General features: G+C 65.5%; 20 protein-coding genes and 1 pseudogene. 3 read left to right on the top strand and 18 right to left on the bottom strand.

Features of this window, described 5'->3' with window-relative positions; genetic code table 11:
* Window positions 1-136 precede the first annotated feature (136 nt).
* On the top strand, window positions 137-1,309 hold the full coding sequence (gene hemW / locus B8W69_RS20325; RefSeq protein ID WP_085291600.1) for a radical SAM family heme chaperone HemW: 1,173 nt from the start codon (window positions 137-139) through the stop codon (window positions 1,307-1,309).
* Between the two features lie 17 nt (window positions 1,310-1,326).
* On the opposite strand, the gene B8W69_RS20330 is transcribed toward hemW, so the two are convergent.
* Window positions 1,327-2,568: a sodium-dependent bicarbonate transport family permease gene (locus B8W69_RS20330; RefSeq protein ID WP_085291570.1), complete on the bottom strand. Its 1,242-nt coding sequence runs from the start codon at window positions 2,566-2,568 to the stop codon at window positions 1,327-1,329.
* Window positions 2,569-2,846: 278 nt separating this feature from the next.
* Window positions 2,847-3,059 (bottom strand): hypothetical protein, encoded by a 213-nt coding sequence (locus tag B8W69_RS20335; RefSeq protein WP_085291571.1) that lies wholly within the window; start codon window positions 3,057-3,059, stop codon window positions 2,847-2,849.
* A 226-nt stretch (window positions 3,060-3,285) separates the two neighbouring features.
* Between B8W69_RS20335 and B8W69_RS20340 the strand changes: the two genes are divergently transcribed.
* Together B8W69_RS20340 and B8W69_RS20345 are read left to right on the top strand one after the other, a co-directional pair.
* Window positions 3,286-4,638 (top strand): salicylate synthase, encoded by a 1,353-nt coding sequence (locus tag B8W69_RS20340; RefSeq protein WP_085291572.1) that lies wholly within the window; start codon window positions 3,286-3,288, stop codon window positions 4,636-4,638.
* A gap of 179 nt (window positions 4,639-4,817) precedes the next feature.
* The gene (locus tag B8W69_RS20345) at window positions 4,818-5,834 is read left to right on the top strand and encodes an acyl-ACP desaturase (RefSeq protein ID WP_085291573.1); all 1,017 of its coding nucleotides are present in this window, start codon (window positions 4,818-4,820) and stop codon (window positions 5,832-5,834) included.
* A 112-nt stretch (window positions 5,835-5,946) separates the two neighbouring features.
* Here B8W69_RS20345 and B8W69_RS20350 read toward each other — a convergent pair whose 3' ends face one another.
* The 16 genes and pseudogenes from B8W69_RS20350 to B8W69_RS20425 all read right to left on the bottom strand — a co-directional run.
* Complete coding sequence (locus B8W69_RS20350) at window positions 5,947-6,855, bottom strand: MerR family transcriptional regulator (protein WP_085291574.1); 909 nt, start codon at window positions 6,853-6,855, stop codon at window positions 5,947-5,949.
* Window positions 6,856-6,869: 14 nt separating this feature from the next.
* A complete protein-coding gene (locus tag B8W69_RS20355; RefSeq protein WP_439330631.1) occupies window positions 6,870-8,366 on the bottom strand; it encodes a flavin-containing monooxygenase in 1,497 nt (498 codons plus the stop codon).
* A 2-nt stretch (window positions 8,367-8,368) separates the two neighbouring features.
* Window positions 8,369-9,289, bottom strand: coding sequence for a reductase (locus B8W69_RS20360; RefSeq protein WP_085291576.1), 921 nt, complete (start codon window positions 9,287-9,289; stop codon window positions 8,369-8,371).
* A 23-nt stretch (window positions 9,290-9,312) separates the two neighbouring features.
* Entirely contained in the window at window positions 9,313-10,170 is an 858-nt protein-coding gene (locus tag B8W69_RS20365) for an SDR family NAD(P)-dependent oxidoreductase (RefSeq protein ID WP_085291577.1), read from the bottom strand.
* Between the two features lie 2 nt (window positions 10,171-10,172).
* Complete coding sequence (locus tag B8W69_RS20370) at window positions 10,173-11,177, bottom strand: alpha/beta hydrolase (RefSeq protein WP_085291578.1); 1,005 nt, start codon at window positions 11,175-11,177, stop codon at window positions 10,173-10,175.
* A 9-nt stretch (window positions 11,178-11,186) separates the two neighbouring features.
* Window positions 11,187-11,663 carry a CbiQ family ECF transporter T component gene (locus B8W69_RS20375; RefSeq protein ID WP_245843316.1) on the bottom strand — a complete coding sequence of 159 codons (477 nt, stop codon included), beginning with the start codon at window positions 11,661-11,663 and terminating at the stop codon, window positions 11,187-11,189.
* A 117-nt stretch (window positions 11,664-11,780) separates the two neighbouring features.
* Window positions 11,781-12,194 carry a Fur family transcriptional regulator gene (locus B8W69_RS20380; RefSeq protein WP_085291579.1) on the bottom strand — a complete coding sequence of 138 codons (414 nt, stop codon included), beginning with the start codon at window positions 12,192-12,194 and terminating at the stop codon, window positions 11,781-11,783.
* Window positions 12,195-12,216: 22 nt separating this feature from the next.
* A complete protein-coding gene (locus B8W69_RS20385; protein WP_085291580.1) occupies window positions 12,217-13,107 on the bottom strand; it encodes a metal ABC transporter permease in 891 nt (296 codons plus the stop codon).
* On the bottom strand, window positions 13,104-14,021 hold the full coding sequence (locus B8W69_RS20390) for a metal ABC transporter permease (protein WP_085291581.1): 918 nt from the start codon (window positions 14,019-14,021) through the stop codon (window positions 13,104-13,106). The genes B8W69_RS20385 and B8W69_RS20390 overlap by 4 nt, the downstream gene beginning before the upstream one ends.
* On the bottom strand, window positions 14,018-14,902 hold the full coding sequence (locus B8W69_RS20395) for a metal ABC transporter ATP-binding protein (RefSeq protein ID WP_085291582.1): 885 nt from the start codon (window positions 14,900-14,902) through the stop codon (window positions 14,018-14,020). Before B8W69_RS20395 ends, B8W69_RS20390 begins: the two co-directional genes overlap by 4 nt.
* The gene (locus tag B8W69_RS20400; protein ID WP_110881999.1) at window positions 14,903-15,862 is read right to left on the bottom strand and encodes a metal ABC transporter solute-binding protein, Zn/Mn family; all 960 of its coding nucleotides are present in this window, start codon (window positions 15,860-15,862) and stop codon (window positions 14,903-14,905) included.
* 236 nt (window positions 15,863-16,098) lie between these two features.
* Complete coding sequence (locus B8W69_RS20405; RefSeq protein WP_085291584.1) at window positions 16,099-16,437, bottom strand: DUF732 domain-containing protein; 339 nt, start codon at window positions 16,435-16,437, stop codon at window positions 16,099-16,101.
* Between the two features lie 6 nt (window positions 16,438-16,443).
* A complete protein-coding gene (locus tag B8W69_RS20410; RefSeq protein ID WP_085291585.1) occupies window positions 16,444-17,655 on the bottom strand; it encodes a PPE family protein in 1,212 nt (403 codons plus the stop codon).
* A 21-nt stretch (window positions 17,656-17,676) separates the two neighbouring features.
* Window positions 17,677-18,879: a PPE family protein gene (locus B8W69_RS20415; RefSeq protein ID WP_085291586.1), complete on the bottom strand. Its 1,203-nt coding sequence runs from the start codon at window positions 18,877-18,879 to the stop codon at window positions 17,677-17,679.
* A gap of 16 nt (window positions 18,880-18,895) precedes the next feature.
* Window positions 18,896-19,195, bottom strand: a complete 300-nt coding sequence (locus B8W69_RS20420; protein ID WP_085291587.1) for a PE family protein — start codon at window positions 19,193-19,195, stop codon at window positions 18,896-18,898.
* Window positions 19,196-19,899: 704 nt separating this feature from the next.
* Window positions 19,900-20,153: pseudogene (locus B8W69_RS20425) on the bottom strand (hypothetical protein); the annotation flags it as partial.

Genomic DNA, 20,153 nt, shown 5'->3' on the forward strand with positions numbered 1-20,153 from the left:
TAAAACTACCGACCAAGTTTGGGAGAGCCCATTGGAAAAACCTGAGAAGTTCATGCGACTGTGCGGCCCGGCCGGTCGTCGTCGCGGGCGGAATCGCCCGCCCCGCGTCGCCCTGCGCGTCATGGGATCATTTGGCATGGCCAGTCGCGAGGAACCGGTCGATCTGCCCGAGGTCAGGGTGGTCGCCGGGCAACCGTTTGGCATCTACATCCACGTGCCGTTCTGCATAACGCGGTGCGGCTATTGCGATTTCAATACCTACACCCCTGCCGAGCTGGGTGGCGTCAATCCGGACGCCTGGCTCGGCGCACTGGGAAGGGAACTGGAACTGGCGGCCGCGAGGTTGCAGGCGCCGTCGGTGAACACCGTGTTTGTCGGTGGCGGGACGCCCTCCCTGCTGGGGGGCCCGCGGATGGCGACGCTGCTGGGCATGGTGCGCCAGCACTTCACGCTGGCAGCCGATGTCGAGGTCACTACCGAGGCCAACCCCGAGTCGGCATGGCCGGATTTCTTCGACGCCATCCGCGCGGCCGGCTACACCCGGGTATCGCTCGGGATGCAGTCGGTGGCGCCCAGGGTATTGGGTGTCCTCGACCGCATCCACACCCCGAACCGGTCCGCGGCCGCCGCCCGCGAGGCGTTGGCCGCGGGCTTCGAGCATGTCAGCCTCGATTTGATCTACGGAACTCCGGGGGAGTCCGACGACGACCTGCTGTGCTCGGTCGACACCGCGATCGAGACCGGCGTGGATCACGTGTCCGCCTATGCGCTGGTCGTCGAGGAAGGCACCGCGCTGGCCCGGCGAGTCCGGCGCGGTGAACTGGCCGCTCCCGATGACGACGTGTTGGCCCACCGCTACGAATTGGTGGACGCGCGGCTGTCGCAGGCGGGCATGTCCTGGTACGAAGTGTCCAACTGGTCGCGGCCGGGCGGTGAATGCCGCCACAACCTCGGCTACTGGGATGGCGGTCAGTGGTGGGGCGCCGGGCCGGGCGCACACGGCTACGTCGGTACGACGCGCTGGTGGAATGTCAAACATCCCAACGCGTATGCGGAACGGCTGAGCGCCGCGACGCTGCCGGTGGCCGGATTCGAGCAGCTCGACGCCGACGACTTACACACCGAAGAAGTGCTGTTGAAAACCCGTCTGCGCCAGGGACTCCCGGTGGATCTGCTGAGCTCTGCCGAGCGGGGGCGCGCCCAGGGCATGGTTGCCGACGGTTTGTTGGTGTCCGACGGTGACAGGCTCGTCCTGACTCCGCGCGGACGGCTACTGGCCGACGCCGTGGTGCGAACGCTATTGGGATAGCGGCATTCTTTGTGTGCTCAGAGCCCGAACCAATGCTCGAAGAGGCGGGCGATCTCGATGTAGAGCGGGATCCCCACGGTGACGTTATAGGAGAACGTCAGGCCCAGTGAGGCGGCCAGCGGCAGCGTCGGGCTCGCTTCGGGGATCGCCAGACGCTGCACTGCCGGAACGGCGATGTAGGACGCCGCGCCGCACAGGACCGCGAACAGTACGTAGGTTCCGGTCTTGAAGTCGGTGTGGGTCAGGGACGCATAGCTGCAGGCGGCGATGATGCCCAGTGTCGCAAAGACGTTCGGAGCCACCAGGCCGAAGACGATGAATCCCGGACCCGCGGTGCGAAGGTCCTTCAGCTTGCGCGACGCCGTCATGCCCATCTCGAGCAGGAACAAGCACAGCACGCCCTGGAAGGCCAAGACGAAGAATTTGTCGTCGTCGGCGACGACCTTCTGTCCCTGCAGTCCGCTGACGAGACCGATGATGATGCCGCCCATCAACAGGACCAGGCCAGGGTTGAGGAAGACCTCCTGGAACAGCTCCCGGGAGAAGATGGGCACCCTCTTGCCCTTGGGGCGCGCCGGGCTCTGGTCCGGCTCCCAATCCGGGTGCTCCAGCTTTTCCAGCGACAGTTCCAGCTCCTGCTCGATCGCGGCTTCCTCTTGGCTCTCGAGGCTCTGCCCGTGCGGAGGTCGCGCGGCGGTGCCGGGTCCGACCCCGAGCTTGACCGGCGGCGTGTAGCCGGCCTCGTCTGGCATGTAGCCGGCGGAGTCCATGCCCCGATGCCGCAGTCGGGCAACGAAATACAGCGCCACCAGGCAGCCGGGAATTTCCATCACGGCCAGCATCACCGGCATGTACGCGTTGAAGGCGATGTTCACCGCGGCCAGGACGGCCACGCAGGTGGCAAACGTTCCCGCCGAGTCCGACCCGTAGTAGCCGGCGATGGTCGCGCGGTCGACTTTCCGGAGTGATTTCAGGCGGCTCAGGGCCAGGTAGGCCAGGCCGCCGATCAGACAGTTCAGCACGAAGCCCAGAACCATGAAGCCCACGATGCCCCCGACGCTCGAGGCACTGACCCGCGCGAGTTCTTCCCCGCCGTGCCAGCCGATGGCCAGCAACAGGTACATGGTCAATCCCTGGTAGATGACATAGGGAAATTCGAACCGCACCTTGAGGATCGGAATCAGGAACCCGAAGTAAAAGAACAGCAGAAGCGGTTTGAACAAGTTATGGGTGAAGTTGTGCCAGAACTCTTGCAGCATCGATGCCTCCGTTGGTTAGAGCGCTGATCTGGGGAAGCACCGTCCGCAAGCGGAGCAACCACGAAACATCCCGACGACCGTCAAGAACTTATCGCCGCAGTTGACACGCCGCCACTCGAAAGCACACCGGGAAGCGGGTACTCACGGTGCTGGTGATAACCGACGAAACAGCAGGTCAGGGCCAATTCGTCGGGGCGAAATCTCACCCGAGGGCCCGCCACGTGTGTCGCGGGTTTGGTGTGAACCTGCTGTGCATTTACTGTGGTGTAAATTCGGGATCAACGCGCCGACTGGACGAGTGAGGGCCTGACGCCGGCTCCCTTTTTGCGATGCGTTACCGAAAGCCACGCCGACGGCGAGTAATGCGTCGTGATTTCCTCGAAACCGTCGACCCGGGAAACCGAAAGCACGCCGGTCTGCGAATTGATTTCGAGCTCGTCGCCTTCGCTTGCGTGCACTTCCTCGCCGTTGAAAAGCCGGATTATGAACACGGTGGTCCTCCAATCCGGTGGACGCGGGCGCGCGTGCGGTGAGCTAGGAAAAGTCTGGCTGGCCGAGCCGCCCGTTGTGCGGCCGCAACCTGAACGATCGGGAAACTTTTGGAGTGGCGAGCTTCACAGCTGGCGGCGAGACCCGCGCCTCAGGGATGGCAATCGAGGGCGCAGTTCCCGGGACCGGTTGCGCACACCTATATAGGTTAGGCTACATTTACTAACCGTGACCGAGGTCAGCGTCGAGACCAGTTCCGCAGGCTCTGAGTCGCCGTCGATTCCGCTTCCCCTGCACATCGATCCGGCGGAGCTGGCGGCCGAGCTGGCCGCGGCGCTGTCCGAGCGCGTCGGGGACGAGTATCTGCTCTACGAGCGCGGCGGTGAATGGGTGCTGGCCACCGGTGTGCGCGCGATGATCGAGCTGGACAGCGACGAGCTGCGGGTGATCCGCGACGGGGTGACCCAGAGTCAACAATGGTTGGGCAGGCCTGGCCCGGTGCTCGGTGAAGCCATCGACCGGCTGTTGCTGGAAACCGATCAGCTCTTCGGCTGGATCGCCTTTGAATTCGGTGTGTACCGCTACGGTCTGCAGCAGCGGCTCGCGCCGGGAACCCCACTGGCCCGAGTGTTTTGGCCGCATGGCCGCATCGTGGTGACCCGCGAGGGGGTCCGGCTGTACGGTACCTCGGCCGGGCACCGCGACGAAGTCCTCGGCGTACTCGGCGAGGGCGTGCCTGATGTGCGCGACGCCTCGGCGGTCGACGTCGCCGCCGACCCGTCGGACTACCGCGGCCGCGTCGCATCGGCCGTCGCAGAGATCGCCGCGGGCCTCTACCACAAGGTGATTCTTTCCCGTTCTATCGAAGTGCCTTTCGCACTGGATTTCCCGTCCACCTATCGGCTGGCCCGCCGGCACAACACCCCGGTGCGGTCGTTCTTGCTGCGGCTCGGTGGAATTCGCGCCGTGGGTTACAGCCCCGAACTGGTCGCGGCCGTCCATCACGACGGCGTTGTGGTGACCGAGCCGCTGGCGGGCACCCGCGCGCTCGGGCGTGGCGAGGTGCGCGACCGCCAGGCTCGCGACGACCTGGAGTCGAATTCCAAAGAGATTGTCGAGCATGCTATTTCGGTGCGAAGCTCGCTACAGGAAATGACCGAGATCGCCGAGCCGGGCACCGCCGTCGTCACCGATTTCATGACGGTGCGGGAACGGGGGAGCGTGCAGCACCTTGGCTCCACGGTCAGCGGCCGGCTGGGCACATCCAACGACCGGATGGATGCACTCGAAGCGTTGTTCCCGGCGGTCACCGCGTCGGGCATCCCGAAAGCCGGTGGCGTCGAAGCGATCATGCGCCTCGACGAGGGCCCGCGCGGGCTGTATTCGGGTGCGGTCGTGATGCTGTCGGCCGACGGCGGGCTTGATGCGGCGCTGACGCTGCGGGCCGCGTACGAATGTGACGGCAAGGTCTGGCTGCGGGCCGGCGCGGGCATCATCGAAGAGTCCACACCCGACCGCGAATTCGAAGAGACCTGCGAAAAGCTGTCCACGCTCGCCCCCTATCTGATTGCGCGCCAATAACTTTCTGAATGCTTTGGCTGCCTGCCGGCGGTAGCCGGCTTGGTGTTCCCTGCGTCACGGTCGGTCCCTAGGGACTTTCGGCCCTATTTGCCCGGTCCGCGCGCGTGTCATCTTCATGTAACCGCATGACACAGATACATTGCGCGTTACTGACCGCGGCAGATAACTGGGAGGGTTGCGTGTCCAAGGCGCTGACGAACCTGCAGCTACTTCACGAGCTTGAGCCGGTGGTCGAGCGCCTGCTCACTCGCCACCTCTCGATGTTCAAGGAGTGGAGCCCGCACGATTACGTTCCGTGGTCGGACGGCAGAAACTTCTACGGGCCGGACGGCCGGGATTGGGCGCCCGGGCAGACGAGGCTGCCCGACGTCGCGCAGGTGGCGATGGTCCAAAACCTATTGACGGAAGACAATTTGCCGTCGTATCACCGTGAGATCGCGATGAACTTCAGCATGGACGGCCCATGGGGGCAGTGGGTGAATCGATGGACCGCCGAGGAGGCCCGGCACAGCACGGCGCTGCGTGACTACCTGGTGGTCACTCGCGCCGTCGACCCGGTCGAGCTGGAAAAGCTGCGGCTGGAGCAAATGACGAGGGGCTTCAGTCCCGGCCAGAACCAGCAGGGCGACATGTTCGCTGAGAGTCTGTTCGACTCGGTCATGTATGTCTCGTTCCAGGAACTCGCCACCCGCGTCTCGCACCGCAACACAGGCAAGGTCAGCAACGACACGGTCGCCGAGCAGCTGATGGCCAGGGTGTCGCATGACGAAAACCTGCACATGCTGTTCTATCGGGATATCAGCGCCGCGGGACTGGACATCGCACCCGATCAGGCGATGAGGTCGGTGCACCGAATCCTGCGCAATTTCAAGATGCCTGGGTTCACTGTCCCGGAGTTTCGCCGCAAGGCGGTGATCATCGCCGTGGGCGGTGTCTACGACCCCCGCATCCATCTCGAAGAAGTGGTCATGCCGGTGCTCAAGAAGTGGCGGATCTTCGAACGCGAAGACTTCACCGGTGAAGCCGCCGGCATGCGCGACGACCTTGCGCTGCTGGTGAAGGAACTCGAGGACGCTGCGGAGAAATTCGACGAATCCAAGCAGCGCTACCTCGAGCGTGAGGCACGCAGAACCGAGAAGATCACCGCCAGTAAAGTGCTTCAAACGAAGGGGACGCTGACGCTGAGCCAGCACTGACCGCCATCCGGGAATAGCCGACTGCACCGGCGCCGTCGCGTGCCCAGCCTGCACCGTCTTCGCGTCGTAACGGCGCCGGCGCGCACGGCCCGAGGTGCGCGCTAACCCAGACTCAGACCGAAGAGCTCGATTCGAGATAGTCGGCCAGGATTCGGCCGACAAGCGACTCAATATTCGATTCGATCGACGATGCGAGCGTGGCGGTGACGGTCGCCACGGCTTGGGTCCGGAAGCGCACCAGCATGGTGATCAGTTCGGCGATTTCGGCGTCGGCCGGCAGCGGTTCGCCGGGCTTGATGCGATCCAGCACGTGTTCGGCTCCGGCGCGCACCAGCATGTCACTGATCTTGTCGATCTCCGGGACGATCTGTTCGTGGAGGTCGATGAGCTTGTCGAATTTGACGCCGTAGCCCCGGATTTCGTTGAACGCTTCGATGAGTTTCGGGCGGGTGATGGTCGCTTGCGTCCCTTCGATCCGGATCACCTGGAGCGCCACCAGGCGCTCGAACGCTTGCGCGTCGTCGACCAGTCGCTGAGCGTCGGCCAGCGCCACCGTCTCCGGCTTTTCGGTGGTCCAGGTGCCGGCGATGGCGGTCTCCAGGCCCAGCACGTCGCCGAGGTTTCTGCCTTCCTCCCACGCGCTGAGCATCTCTCGCACGTGTGCGATGTTGTAGCCGCGGTCGAGCATCGACGTGATGAGCCGCAGCCGGGTCAAGTGGGTGTCGTTGAACAGCGCGATTCGCCCCACCCGCAGCGGGGGCGGTAGCAGCCCGCGGTCGCGGTAGACGCGGATATTGCGGGTGGTGGTGCCGGCCAGCCGGGCCAGGTCGTCGATCCGGTACTCACCCGCGGCGCCGTGCGGGTGCCGGGCGGCCGCGTCGAAGAGCTGAGACACCGCCCCCTCGATGAGTTGGCGATACTCCCGCGATTGGCGCCGAACCCGTTTGGGTGCGCGCCGCACGTTGTGCAGCACGCTGGCGATGGTGCCGGGTTCGGGCCGCGCTGCGCGCTCAGTGGCCATGTCAGTGCGGCATCTCAGGCCGACGCGGTGGCCTGCGTCTGGGCGTGATGTGCCACCGCCTGATAGTCCTCGTACCGGAAATCCCTCATCTGGCGAAGATACTGCGTGGCGAAACCGGGGTACATCGACCCGTTGAATCCGTCCTTGGTGAGGTACCAACTGCGGCACCCCGACATCCAGGTCGTCTTGGTGAGTCGGCGTTGCAGGCCCGCGTTGTGACGACACTGGACCTCTTCGCGCACATCGAGGTAACGCAGGTCCTCGTTGAGGACCGTGGTGATCCCGCGTACCGCGTAGTCCAGCTGGCCCTCGATGTACACCAGCAGCGAGTTGTGGCCCGGTCCGGAGTTGGGGCCGGTCATGACGAACAGGTTCGGATAGCCGTGCACGTTGATGCTCTTGTAAGCCTGTGCGCCATCGGCCCATTCGGCGGCCAACGACCGGCCGCCCAGTCCGGTGACCGGGAAGGGAGGACCGGTCAGGTGCACGTCATAACCGGTGGCGAACACGATGCAATCGAGGTGGTGCTCGATGCCGTCGCTGGTGCGGATACCGGCCGGGCTCAATGTGGCGATCGGCCAGTCGATCAGCTTGCAGTTGTCGCGTTGCAGCGCGGGGTAGTACTCGCTGGACACCAGCATGCGTTTGCACCCGGGCCGGAAGTCCGGCGTCAGCTGCCGCCGCAGCCACGGGTCTTTCACCTGGGCGCGCAGGTGCGCCCGGCCGAGCCGGGCGACCAGCGACGTCAACGGGGTGTCCCACACCAGCGCCGTCGCGCTGGCTTCGTGGCCCCAGTACAGTGCTTGGCGCGCAAGCTGTTGGGTGGCAGGGACTTTGGCGAACAGCGATTGTACGGCCGGCGGGGTGGCGACGTCGAGGCGCGGCAGCACCCAGCACGGCGTGCGTTGGAATACCTTGACGAACCCGGCCTGCTTGACCAGTTCGGGGATGATCTGGATGGCGCTGGCGCCGGTACCGATGACCGCGACGCGCTTGCCGGTGAAGTCGTAGTCGTGATCCCAGCGTGCGCTGTGGATCTTGTGTCCCCGGTAGCTGTCCAGGCCCCGGATGTCGGGGAAGCTGACGTCGGACAGCGGGCCGGAGGCCAGCACGACGGTGCGGGCGCGAAACTTCTTGCGGTTCTTGGTGGTCGCGGTCCAGATACCGGCTTCCTCGTCGAAGGTCAGGTCCTTGACTTCGTGGCCGAACTTGATGCGGCTGCGGATTCCGAACCGGTTCGCCATGTCCTCGAGGTGCCGGTAGATCTCGGGTGCGGGCGAGTAGGTGCGTGACCAGGTCGGGTTCTTGACGAAGGAGTACGAGTACAGCAGCGACGGGACGTCGCAGCTGGCTCCGGGATACGTTGTGTCGCGCCAGGTTCCGCCGACGCGGTCGGCGCGCTCCAGCATCACGATGTCGTCGACTCCGGCTTCGGCCAGGCGGATCGCCGCCCCCAGTCCGGTGAAGCCGGCTCCGATGATGAGTGCCGCATGGGCGCGGTTGTTCGCCATGGTCACGCCGCCGGCTCGTGGGTAAGTTCTCCAACCCAAGTCGGTACCGACGGAAGCAGGGGCCGCGGATATCGGTCGGAAAGCCACACCATCGAATTCGCCAGCAAGTGGTACGGGTGGCGTGGATTTGTGACTACCCCGGCGTACCGCCTCAGGAAACGATAAGTCGGTACCCGCCTGGTACGTTCGCCACGGTCACCGAGCTCTTTGAATCGTTTTACAGCCCGGTAAAGCCGCTCTGGCTCCATACCCATCGCGGTGATCTCGTTGCGGATCCTGTTGATCAGCGGTGCGCCCATGATCGCACCGATAATGAGACCCGGAGTGGCATTGTGACCGACGAAATCAATCAAAAGCCGTCGGAGCTTCGCGTGCCCGATCATGTCGAGGACTTCGAAATCGACTACCAGATGGCGTGATTCGTCATTATTGATTTTCTCGAAAACTTGGTGGCAAATGGGGTCGTGCACCTCGTCCAGGAGGAATTTCAACAGGGCGCCGTCTAGTGCGACTTCGAGCATCGGAATGACGGTGCCGAGCAGAGACAGCGGCATGTCGTCGGCCCAGCGGTCCAACCAGTCGATCGCCAGCCGGATGTTCACGTTCGGCTCGGGAATCTCGCCGTCCTCGAGCATGCCCCAGCGCTTCATCAGCGCGAGTTCAGCGTTGGCGTGGCGCTGCTCCTCGGCATGGAAGTACCGGTAGATCTCGGCGATAGTCGGTGTGGGTGCCTTCTTCGCCAGCGCCGCGAAGCCTCTGGCGCCGATGTTCTCGATCCAGCACAGATCGGCCATGAACGCCTTGAGCTGTGGCCGCTGTTCATCACTAATCATTTCGGCGCCGGGCGCGTCCCAGTTTATATCGGCGAGTGCCCACTGTCGGTCCTTGATCTTGGCGAGCATGGCTTCCATGTCGATGGCCACCGGTAGCTCCTTTCGTTGGGTGATCAGGGCAGGTTGATGCGGGATACCAGGCCGGCCGCGCGTGTATAGGTCTGCGGGGCAAGCCGTTTGATGTTCCAGCCGATCTTGGCGTCGTATTGGGGCATGCAGTACAGCTCGCCGCGGTCGTGGGCGTCCAGGCAGGTGCGCGCGACTTTTTCCGCGGACAATCCGGTCCAGCGCATCAGTTTTCCGGCCAGCGCGCTGGATTGTTCACTGATCCGGCCGGATTCGAGGATGTTGGTCTTGACGAAGGTCGGGCACAACACGGTGACGCGCACCGGCGTTCCGGCCAGTTCGGCGGCGAGGGTCTCCGAGAGCGAGAGCACACCGGCCTTGCTGACGTTGTAGGCGGCCATGCCGGGCGCCGCACCGAACGCCGCCGCCGAGGCCACGTTGATAATGCCCCGCGGCGCGCGCGACGGCTCGGCCTCGCGCAGGATCGGGGTGAACACGTGGCAGCCGTGGATGGGTCCCCACAGGTTGATGCCCAAGGTCCACAGCCAGTCGTCCAGCGGCGCTTCGCCGATGGCGGCACCGCCCGCACCGACGCCGGCGTTGTTGATCACCAGCGTGGGTGGCGCCGCGAACCAGGCCTGCGACTGTTCGGCGAGCGCCTGCACGTCCTCGAATCGCGATACGTCGCAACGGATTGCCACCGCCTTGGCGCCGCGCTCGGTGATCGTGTCGGCCGTCCGCTGCGCGGCGGCCTCGTCGATGTCACTGCACACCACCGCGCCGCCGCGCTTGCCGAGTTCGACGGCGAACGCGGCACCGATGCCGCTTCCGGCACCGGTCACCACCGCCGCCGCGCCGCGGCTGGTCCTCGACCGGTTGAGCAGTCTGTCTACGGGGCCGAACATGTTCAGTGGACCTCCTCGGTGGCGGCGCGCGCATCCTGCAGCGCGTGGGCGATGAACCGCGCGACATAGGCCATGGCCTTGGCGGCCTCGGGTGTCATGCGTGGCAACGCCTGGAAGACGTGCACCTGGTGCGGCCAGATCTGCAGTTCGCATCGGCCGCCGGCGGTGCGGATGTCGGCGGCCAGCTGGCGCGCATCCTCCTGCAGCATCTCGGCCCCACCCGCCTGGATCAGGGTGGGGGGAAGCGCGGCGGCGCCGGCGACGTCGAGCGTCAGCCGTTGGTGGGTGAGCTCGATGCCACTGTGGTAGAGGCCGACCAGGCGGACCGCGCTCGCCGCCCGAGTGGCGGGATCGGGGCGAACCTGTTCGCGCGCCAGCGACAGCTCGAACGTGAGGTCGTACAGGGGAGAGAGCAGCACCATGGCGGCGGGGTGATCGACCTGGGGCTGCAGCAGCAGGTCCACCGCCAGGTGACCGCCCGCCGAATCACCGGCGATCACCACCTGTTGCGCCGGCACGCGGCAGGTGTCGACCAGCCAGTCCCAGCCCGCGCGGACGTCGTCGGCCGCGGTGGGGAAGCGATGCCGCGGCGCGAGTCGGTAATCAATGCTGAACACTGGTAGGCCGGTCAGGGCCGACAGCCAGGACGTCAAGCGGCGGTGCGTCTTTGGCGAACACACGGCGTATCCGCTGCCGTGCACGTAGTAGATCGCACCTTCGCTGATTGAGGACCGGTCGCTTTCGCTTGTCGGTGTCCGTGGTCCGTAGACCCACTCACCCTTGACACGACGGCCGTCGGGCAGCTTGACGTCTACCGATTCGACGCGGGTGCCCGCGAGCGAGGGGCCGAACGTCCCCATGATCCTGGCGATGATCTGGCGCGATAGCCATAGACCCCATGCCCGTTCGGGCGGAATCACGCTGGTGATCGGCCGAAGTGTGTACGTACTTACCGCTGCCGCGCCGCGGGATCGCAACGATCCGCGAGCCGGAACGACGTCCGTCATAGAACGCAGTCAACACCAAATGGTGACATTGGTCAATGGCAGCTTTGGGGTCAGCGCAGGGCTGCCGTGGAGCCCTGTCCACGCAGTAGTGCGGTGGCCGAAAGGTCTTCGGCGACACGCAGGCTCGATGCGATCAGCGGCGGTGAAGTACTCGATGCTGCGGATCGCGTGGCGCAGCATTACGGATGTCCTACCGATTCCGCGCAAGCGAATCGCGTCGCGGATGGCGCGTGCTTCGGCGGTGATAGTGGGTAGGAACCGAAGCATGACGGCACCGGAGCCCGTGATCGCGCGGGAAATGCGGGCGGCGCGCAGCGCGGCGGTGAATTCGGTCGGTGTCGTCGTACTCACCAGGTGTGTGACGATTCCGCCGACGGCGGTCAGCCGCAGCAGGTAGGTGGCGATGTTGCTGGTTATGCCGATCGCCGGGTGTGGAATTGCTTGCGGGAGTAAGTAGGCCGCCACGGCAGCGGCCGCGGGCAGCATCACTGCTGGGAAGTCTTAATCGTGGCTGACCCGGTGCTGGTGCGGGGGCCCAGGTTGCGGATTGGGCGCAGCAAAATGGTCGACCTCATGTACCCACGTGGGTAGGTACCGTCGCATTCAGGTCTCAGCGCACCGTGGGCAGGTTCCGTAGAAGTCGATCTCGTGGGCGAGGTCGGTGTAGCGGTGCTGCTGAGCGAGTTGGTTTGTAAAGTCTTCAATTTCGCCCGCAGTGAACGCGATCGCGCGCCCGCACTGTCGGCACAGTAGATAGTGGCGGTGCTCGGGTGTGGTGCGCAGCCGATAAAGCATCTCACCATCTTCGGCACGCTGGGTTTCGGTGATTTTCATGTCGGCAAACGCGTGAAGGATCCGGTACACGGTCACCAGCCCGATCCGGACCCCGTAGCGTTGACGGAGATCGAGATGGAGTTGTTGGGCACCACGGAAGCGGTCGCTGCGACGCAGCAAGCCGAGCACTGCTCGTTGCTGGGCCGTCATTCGGATCTGGCGTAGCACCTGCGGCGCGGGCATTGCGCTCCTCAGCTTTCCTGCTTTACGGCGGCGTCGATGCGAGCCGCGGCTGGCGGCCTCGGGCGCTTAGCACGGCGGCGATCAGGTAGATCGTGGCGGCGGTGCTCATGATGGTGAAGGTGGCTGGCGCCGCCGGAACGGCGTAGGCGACGGTGACGCCAATCCAGATCGCCGCGGTGGCCAAGACCGCCGACAGCCAGAATCCGTGCCAGGGGCGGGTCGTCAGTCGCGCGGCGGCGGCGGCCGGCGCGGCGAGCAGGCCGAGCACGACGAGCGCGCCGATGATCTGGGTGGCCTCGGCGACGGTAACCCCGACGATGACCAGGAAAAGCGTACTCAGCCACCGGGTCGGCACGCCTGCGGCCTGGGCGACAACCGGGTCGATGGTGGCGAACAGCAGCGGTCGGGCGATCGCGATCAGCACGACGCCCACGCCGGCGGCGACCGTGATCGCCAAGGTCCTGGCCTGATCGCTGATCCCGAAGATGCTGCCGAACAACACATTGACGTTGGCTGTGCCGTTGTTGCCGCTGCCGTGGGTGGTGTAGTAGGTCAAGAACAGCGCGCCCAACCCGAGCATCCAGGAGAAAAACGAGCCGATCGCGACGTCGTCGGCCCCGCGACGGCTGATCACGCCCAGCGCGACTCCGGCAATGATGGTGGCGGCGTACAACCCGACGCGGGGGTCCAGCCCGGCCACCAGCGCCGCCATGGCGCCGGTGTAGGCGATGTGTCCTTGCGCGTCGGCGGCGAATACCTGGCCGCGCAACACGAGGAAGTAGCCGACCAGACCGCACACCAGCGCCACCGCGGTCCCGGCTACCAACGCGTGGGTGACGAAGGAGTGGCCCAGCATGTTCGCGACGCCGGTCAGCGGCCCCGACGCGCTGGCGCGTCCGTCGGTGATCGTCATGCCGCCACCGCGGGGCGAGCCGGGGAGTGCCGTCGGTCGATCCGCCGCAGGGTCCGCTCGACGCTCGCCCGGTAGCCGGCGGCCACCAGATAGGCGCCGAACGCGAAGCTGCTCACCCAGAACCCGATCGGATACGGCGAATAAAACGCGCAGCCGATGCCCACCCAGGTCACCGCGACCGCGATAAGGACCGAGATCGCAATGCCCATCGCGGGACGGGCGGTGAAGTGGAAGGCGGCCGCGGGCGGGGCCACCAGCAGCGCGAACACCAACAGGCTGCCGGTGATCTGGCTGGCACCGGCCGCGGCGACGCCCAGCACCACCAGGAACACACCGGCGACGAGCCGGACCGGGACGCCGTTGACGCCGGCCGCAACGGGATCGATCGAGGCCCACAGCAGTGGCCGCCCGATCGCGGCCAGCACGATCAGGCACACCAATGCGGCGATGAGCAGCACGTCAAGCTGCTGGGAGCTGACCCCGGCGATGGTGCCGAACAGCAGGCTGGTCAACCCGGACAGGAATCCGTGGTAAAGGCTGACGAACAGGAACCCCGTCGCCAGAGCGAGGGCTTGAATCGTGCCGATGCCGGCGGACTCCTCACTGAAGCCGCCGAGTCCGCCCGCCTGGGTCGGCGCCGGCAGCAGGGCGATCACCGCAGCGGCGCCGATGCATGCTGCGAAGTAGCCGTAGCCGGTGGCCACGCCGAGCCAGGCCGCGGCGGCGGCGCCGGGGAAACCGACGACGGCCAGGGTGTGCCCGGCGAAGCTTTCCTTGCGCAAAACCATGACCCAGCCGACAACACCGGCGAGAACGGCGACGACGGTTCCGGCGCGCAGCGCGGTGACCATGAAGGGGTAGGCCCACATTTGCTGCACATCGGTGATCAGATTCCAGGTCAGCTGCGGATTCATTCGGGCGCTCCAGCGGTGTGCGCGGGAGGAACGTCGGGCTGGCCGACGACGAACAGGCGCCCGGCTCGGTCGTGGAGCACTTCAATCGGGATGCCGTAGAGCGCGCTGAGCTGATCGGCGGTGATCACCTCCTCCGGCGTTCCGATCACGGCGGACCCACGGGCGACGTAAATGACACGATCCAGGTAGGGCAGGATCGGGTTCACGTCGTGGGCCACCATGATCACCGCGACGCGCTCCCGGCGGCAGATGTCGCGCACCAGGGCACTGATCCCCGCCTGGCTGGGGACGTCGAGGCTGTCGAGCGGTTCGTCGAGCAACAGCAGCTCCGGCCGGCGAATCAGGGCCTGCGCGACCAGCAGCCGCTGCTGTTCACCACCGGAACAGCTACCGATGGGGCGCCGGGCATAGTCGGCGGCGCCGACCACCTCGATCACCTGCTCGAGCCGTCGTCGCCGTTCCGCGAACCGCCGCGGGGCCAGCAACCGGATCAGCCCAGGTATGGGCGTTCCCCAGCGGGCGCCGTCCAAGCCCAGCGACACCACGTCGATCCCGCGGATGCGCACGCTGGCGTCGAACGCGCGCCGTTGCGGCAGATACCCGACCCGGTTGTTGCGCTGGCCGGGGCGCGCGCCGAGCACCTCAACCACGCCGTGCGACGGTGTGAGCCCCAGCAGCACCTTGAGTAGCGTCGACTTTCCGCAGCCGTTAGGTCCGAGCACCGCGACGAATTCCCCGGCGGCGACGTCGAGGGACACATCCGACCACACGGTCGTCCCGCCGACCACGGCCGAGGCGCCACGCATCCGCACCGCGACCTCGTCGGCAACCGGCGCCGCGGCGGCCTGCTCGCTGGCGTGGTTGGGGACCGTGCTCGTCATCTACTTTCCTGTCGCGGTGTGCAGGGCATCGGCCAGGCCCGACAACTGTGTGCATTGCCAATCTTGAAACGAAACGTTCGCCGGCGACAGTGTCTCGGTCACGGAAGTGACCGGAATGCCCTGTTTCTTGGCCGCGTCGACCTGGGCCTGCACATCGGGGTCGTTGTTTTGGGTGTTGAACACGTACACCTTGATCGCCTTCGTGGCGATCTGCCGATCGATGGTCGCCTTGTCCGCCGGCGATGGATCGCTGCCTTCGCTGATCGCCTTGAGGAATTGCGGTGGCGTGATCAGGTTCAGCCCCAACGCATCCGAGAGCGGGGAGAAGATCGATTCACTCGCAGCGACTGGCGTCCCGGCGTACTTGGCTTTGATACTGGCGATCAACCCGTGGTAGTTGGACAGGACCTGGTTGAGGAACTGCTGGTTCTCCTGATCGAAATATCCCGAGTCGTTCGGGTCCGCGTTCTTGTACGCGGCGGTGATCGCGTTGGCCACCTTGGTGACCGAGTCAGGTGAATACCACTGGTGCGGGTTGCCGCCCTGGGCAACCCCGACGCTGTCGCCGACATTGACCACCGTGCGCTGCGGATTCGGGTCGGGCGCAAGCATTTTGTCGGCCCAGGTGTCGTAGCCGATCCCGTTTTCGACCACGACCTTCGCGTCGGCAACCATGCGGGCATCGGCTGTCGATGGCTCATAGCTGTGCGGGTCGGTATCGGGGTTGGTGATGATGCTGGTCACGCGCACTCGGTCACCGCCGAGCTGTGAGGCGATGCTGCCCCACGCGTTGATCGTCGCGACCGCCGCGAGTTTGGGCCCGGCCCCCGTGCTGCTGGTGCCACTAGGCCCGGATTGCGGTGCGTTGGTGCTGCTACACGCAACCGCGCCCAGCAATACCGCGGCCGCGGCCACCACTGCCCATACGCCCGCGCTGCGCCGACCGGGTCGATTTTTCATCAGACCTCTTCCCAGCATCCTTATTGACAATGGTTTTCATTAGCGGCTGTTGCGAAATGGTAGCACGCGTCTGCGCGGTTCGCACCCAACGGCCCGGAGCGCCCCCTAGCAGGTCAGCACCACAGGCTTACGTGCATGAGGGGCGCTACGCGGCGCGTGGGCATGGAGGGTGTGAGCGTGCAAGGTAGGGACACGTAGATGCCTCCGCAAGGGGAAATCGCAGCCTGACGCTCGTGCTAACTGCCACCACCGCCAGTAGCGGTCCCGCCGCTGTCCGTCGACAATCGTTCAGGGCAGTACACGCTGGCGGCGGCTTGGGCGAACTTGGCGGCGCTGACCATGGTGAATCCGGGGTTGAGATCTCGGATATCCCTGACGATGTCGAGCTGTGAGGTCCCCGAGTTGGCCAAGTCGCACACCTTTTGGCCCGCTGTTATGGCGCGGTCCGGGTTCTGATAGCTAATGCCTGCCTTAGTGAGCGCGGCGAGGAAGGCATCGTCATCGGAGTCGGCGTGTGCTGGCATGGCCATGCCGATCGAGGCGACGGTGCTCGCCAGAAACGGTAGGACTCTCATCTGTCGTTACCCGGCGGCGGGCGGGCGCCCGATGACGCGGGGGCGGAACCCATAGATCGGATCAGCGAACTCATCCTCATGCGGACCGGGCATCCCCGCCAAGGGCAGCCCGGGCATACCCACTGCCCCAGCCTCTTCCATCACCATCGGGGTGGCGGCGCCAAAGCTGCGGTAGGCCCCAGCCCCGACCTGAGTCGTCGCCGCGACGGTGTTGACCGTTGCCCCGCTGTCAGCCCAGGCCTGCGGGACCGATAACGCCCCAACCAGGCTCGCCTGTCCCACCCCCGCTGTTGCCGCCGCACCGGGCACGCTCACTGCCGATGCCAGCGACCCGGCATTACCAAGACCGGCGGCCAGATCCTCCAGACCCGACGTGGTAGCGCCTACTGCGCTCAGGGAGTTGACCGTCATCATCGAATCGACGAATGTTGTCGGGTTCAAAATTCCGTTGGTGGTGAAGCCGTTGGAAATGTTGGAGACCGAGGCGTTGTTGAGGAAGGCCCCGATCAGATTCTCGTTTGAATTGCTCAGAAAGTTCATGGCGCCGGCGAGCCCGGTGGTGGACGTGTCCGAGTTGGGCGCAAGGCCAAGCCAGTCCCAGATACTGGTCGCCTGAGTCGCGGCCGGGGCGGCCACGGCGTTGTTGGTGGCGCCGAGAACCGCGTTGCTCTGCAGGGCCGTTGCGCCGGGGGTGGTGTCGGACTGCGGTGCGCTGAACGGTGTCATTTCGCTCGCTGCGCGCGAGGCGGCGGTGTAGCCGGTCATCGCCGAGGCATCTTGAGCCCACATCTCGCCGTATTGGGCCTCGGTGGCCGCGATCGCCGCGGTATTCTGGCCGAAAATGTTGCTGTTTACCAGATTCGTCAGCAGGGTGCGGTTGGCCGCGATCACCGGTGGGGGCACCGTCGCGGCGAACGCCGCCTCGTAGGCGGCTGCGGCCGCGTTGGCTTGGGTGCCGGCCAGCTCGGCCTGGGCGGCGGTGGTATCCAGCCACTCGATATATGGTGCGACCGCCGCCGCCATCTTCTGCGAAGCCGGGCCAAGCCAGCCCTCGCCGACAAGTGACTTGATAACTGCGTCGTAATTGGTTGCCGTGGCACGCAATTCACCAGCCGTGGCGTTCCATGCGGCCGCGGCAGCCAGCATTGATCCCGATCCAGGACCGGCATACATCCTGGCGGAGTTGACTTCTGGCGTTAATGCCCCAAAGTCCAACATGACATGGTCTCCTGAAGTCTCTTATCCGGCGGCCGGTGGACGCGGCATGACGACGGGGCGAAAGCCGTAACGTGGAATGGCGCGACGTAGCCGCCTGCCCGTACCGCCCATCGGCCCCGCAACACCTCCCGGCCCGCCCGCCGCCGGCGCCCCGGATGTCCCGATGTCACTAAGACCACCAACCGGCGTCGCCGTTTGAGCTTGGCTGATCGTGGCTGCGGAGCTCCAACCCTGTGGCACCGACAACGAACCCACCAGATGCGCATTGCCCACCCCAGCAGATGCGCCGGTGAGACCCGCTGACCCCACCGTGTTGGACGCCAGGCTGCCGGCGGATGCGGTGGCTTCCGCGCCGGCGGTGAAGTCGTCCAGACCCGCGAGTGTCGTGGCGCGCGTCCCCATGGCGCCCACCGCCGTTGCCAGGATGCTTTGCGGGTTGAACGGGCCGCCGGCAATGGTTCCGTTGAGCACCGAGCCGCTGAGGAAGTTGCTTTGCAGGAAGCTTCCCAGCGCCGTGTTGTTCGACCCGTCCAGAAGGCCTGTCAAGTAGTCAGTGGCCGATCCGGCCGTGGGGTCGGCAGCAGCGCTAACGTCATTTGCTGACAAGGTGTTGGCCGACAACAGCGACTGCGTATTCCCAGCCGACGTATTGACTGCCTGGGTGACCGCCTGGTTTTGTCCGGTCACCGCGTCAGGGGTGGTGTTCGTCCCGGGCGAAGTGAACGGTGTCACTTGTGCCGCAGAATTCGAAGCGGCGGCGTAGCCGTTCATCGCTGCGGCATCCTGGGCCCACATTTCGGCGTATTGGGCCTCGGTGGCCGCGATCGCTGGGGTGTTTTGACCGAACACGTTGGTGGCTACCAACGTCGCCAGCTGAGTGCGGTTGGCCGCGATGACCGGCGGTGGCACCGTCATGGCAAACGCGGACTCGTACGCGGCAGCGGCCGCGTTTGCTTGGATGCCGGCCTGCTCGGCCTGGGTGGCGGTGGTGCTCAGCCACGCCAGGTAGGGTGCGGCCGCGGCCGACATCGACATCGACGATGGACCCAGCCAGCCCCCGCTGGTCAGCTCCGAAACCACCGAACCGTAACCGGCTGCCGCCGAACGCATTTCAGCGGCCATCATGGTCCACGCAGCGGCGGCGGCCAGCATCGGCCCCGATCCGGGGCCGGAATACATTCTGGCCGAGTTAATTTCCGGCGGTAACGCCGCGAAATCTAGCATTGGTCCCTCTGGTCGCTTAGCGGGTCGCGGCTGCGTTGGCTGCCTCGGTGGCCGCGTACGACCCGGCGCTTGTCTGCAAGGTGGTCACAAACGCCTCGTGGATCGCGGTGGCTTGGGCGCTCACCGCCTGAAACGTCTGGGCGTGGCTTGCGAATTGTGCCGCCGTCAGCGCCGACACCTCATCGGCAGCGGCGGGCACCACCCCGGTCATCGGGGCTGCGTTGGCCGCATTCTGGGCGGCCAGCGACGAGCCAATCAACTGCAGGTGGCTCGCGGAGGCGGCCAGCATTTCCGGCTGCGCAGTGACATAAACCATCAGAGTTCTTCTCCCGAAATAAGCCGAGTCCGAGGCAGTGGTCGTGCTGAGGCATGACCGCTACGCGGTCGCTGCCCGCTGAGCGGCCACCAGGACCACCGGAGTACGCATTGACTCTTCCGTTATTGAAAACCATTATCGTTAAGACGGTGCCACCGTACCGTCTCCGGTGAGGGTTGTCCATAATGATTGTCATTTTCATTAAGACCTCGACCGGGCAGAGGCCACGCGTTGGCACACCGCTGGCTCCCACAGCGGAACTCGACGTCAACACATAGGGGCTCAGCCGTCATGTCCTCCACCGACGCCGGCTACCCCCCTTAGTCGCTGTCACGTGACGTAATGGTGCTTAAGCTTGCCGGCCGCCCCGATCGACGACGAGAGCTTGGCGAACCGACCCAGGTGCGGCGCCTGAACAAATGACATGAGTTTGAGGCGAATGGCAGATGACATGACGTGAGACAACACGCATCACAGCAGGCCCCTGGATCGCGATATGACGTCGCAGGCGAGAACCTACAGTTGCCACGAGGATCTGGCGGGCCAAGATCGTCGGGTAGGGGGCCGGCGAAGTTGCGGGTTTGGTCGACAGCCTTGGTTATCGATTGTCGAGATCTGATGGCAGTCGGATGTACGACGAATCTGTTTGTGCCTGAACCTGTGGCCTTCGGTCCGATCCCCGTGATCCGACTGGTGTAACCAGCTTAGTTGGGTGGTGGTGGTTGGGGCTGGAAGGGTTGATACCACCACCAGTCGGCGCGCTCGCCGGTGGGCCCCGGGCATGGTCGGACAGCGGGTGGGGGAAGCTTTGGCGGGCGCGCGAGCGATCCCCCAGTGAGTCGTCGACCGGCGCTGTCGGTGACGACGAGATCGTCGGCGGGTCCGGTGATGGTGATGACGCCGCGGTGGTGTAGCCGGTGGTGATAGGGGCAGACCAGCACCAGGTTGAACAACTCGG

The sequence above is a fragment of the Mycolicibacterium vulneris genome, from assembly GCF_002104765.1.
GTDB classification, from domain to species: domain Bacteria; phylum Actinomycetota; class Actinomycetes; order Mycobacteriales; family Mycobacteriaceae; genus Mycobacterium; species Mycobacterium vulneris.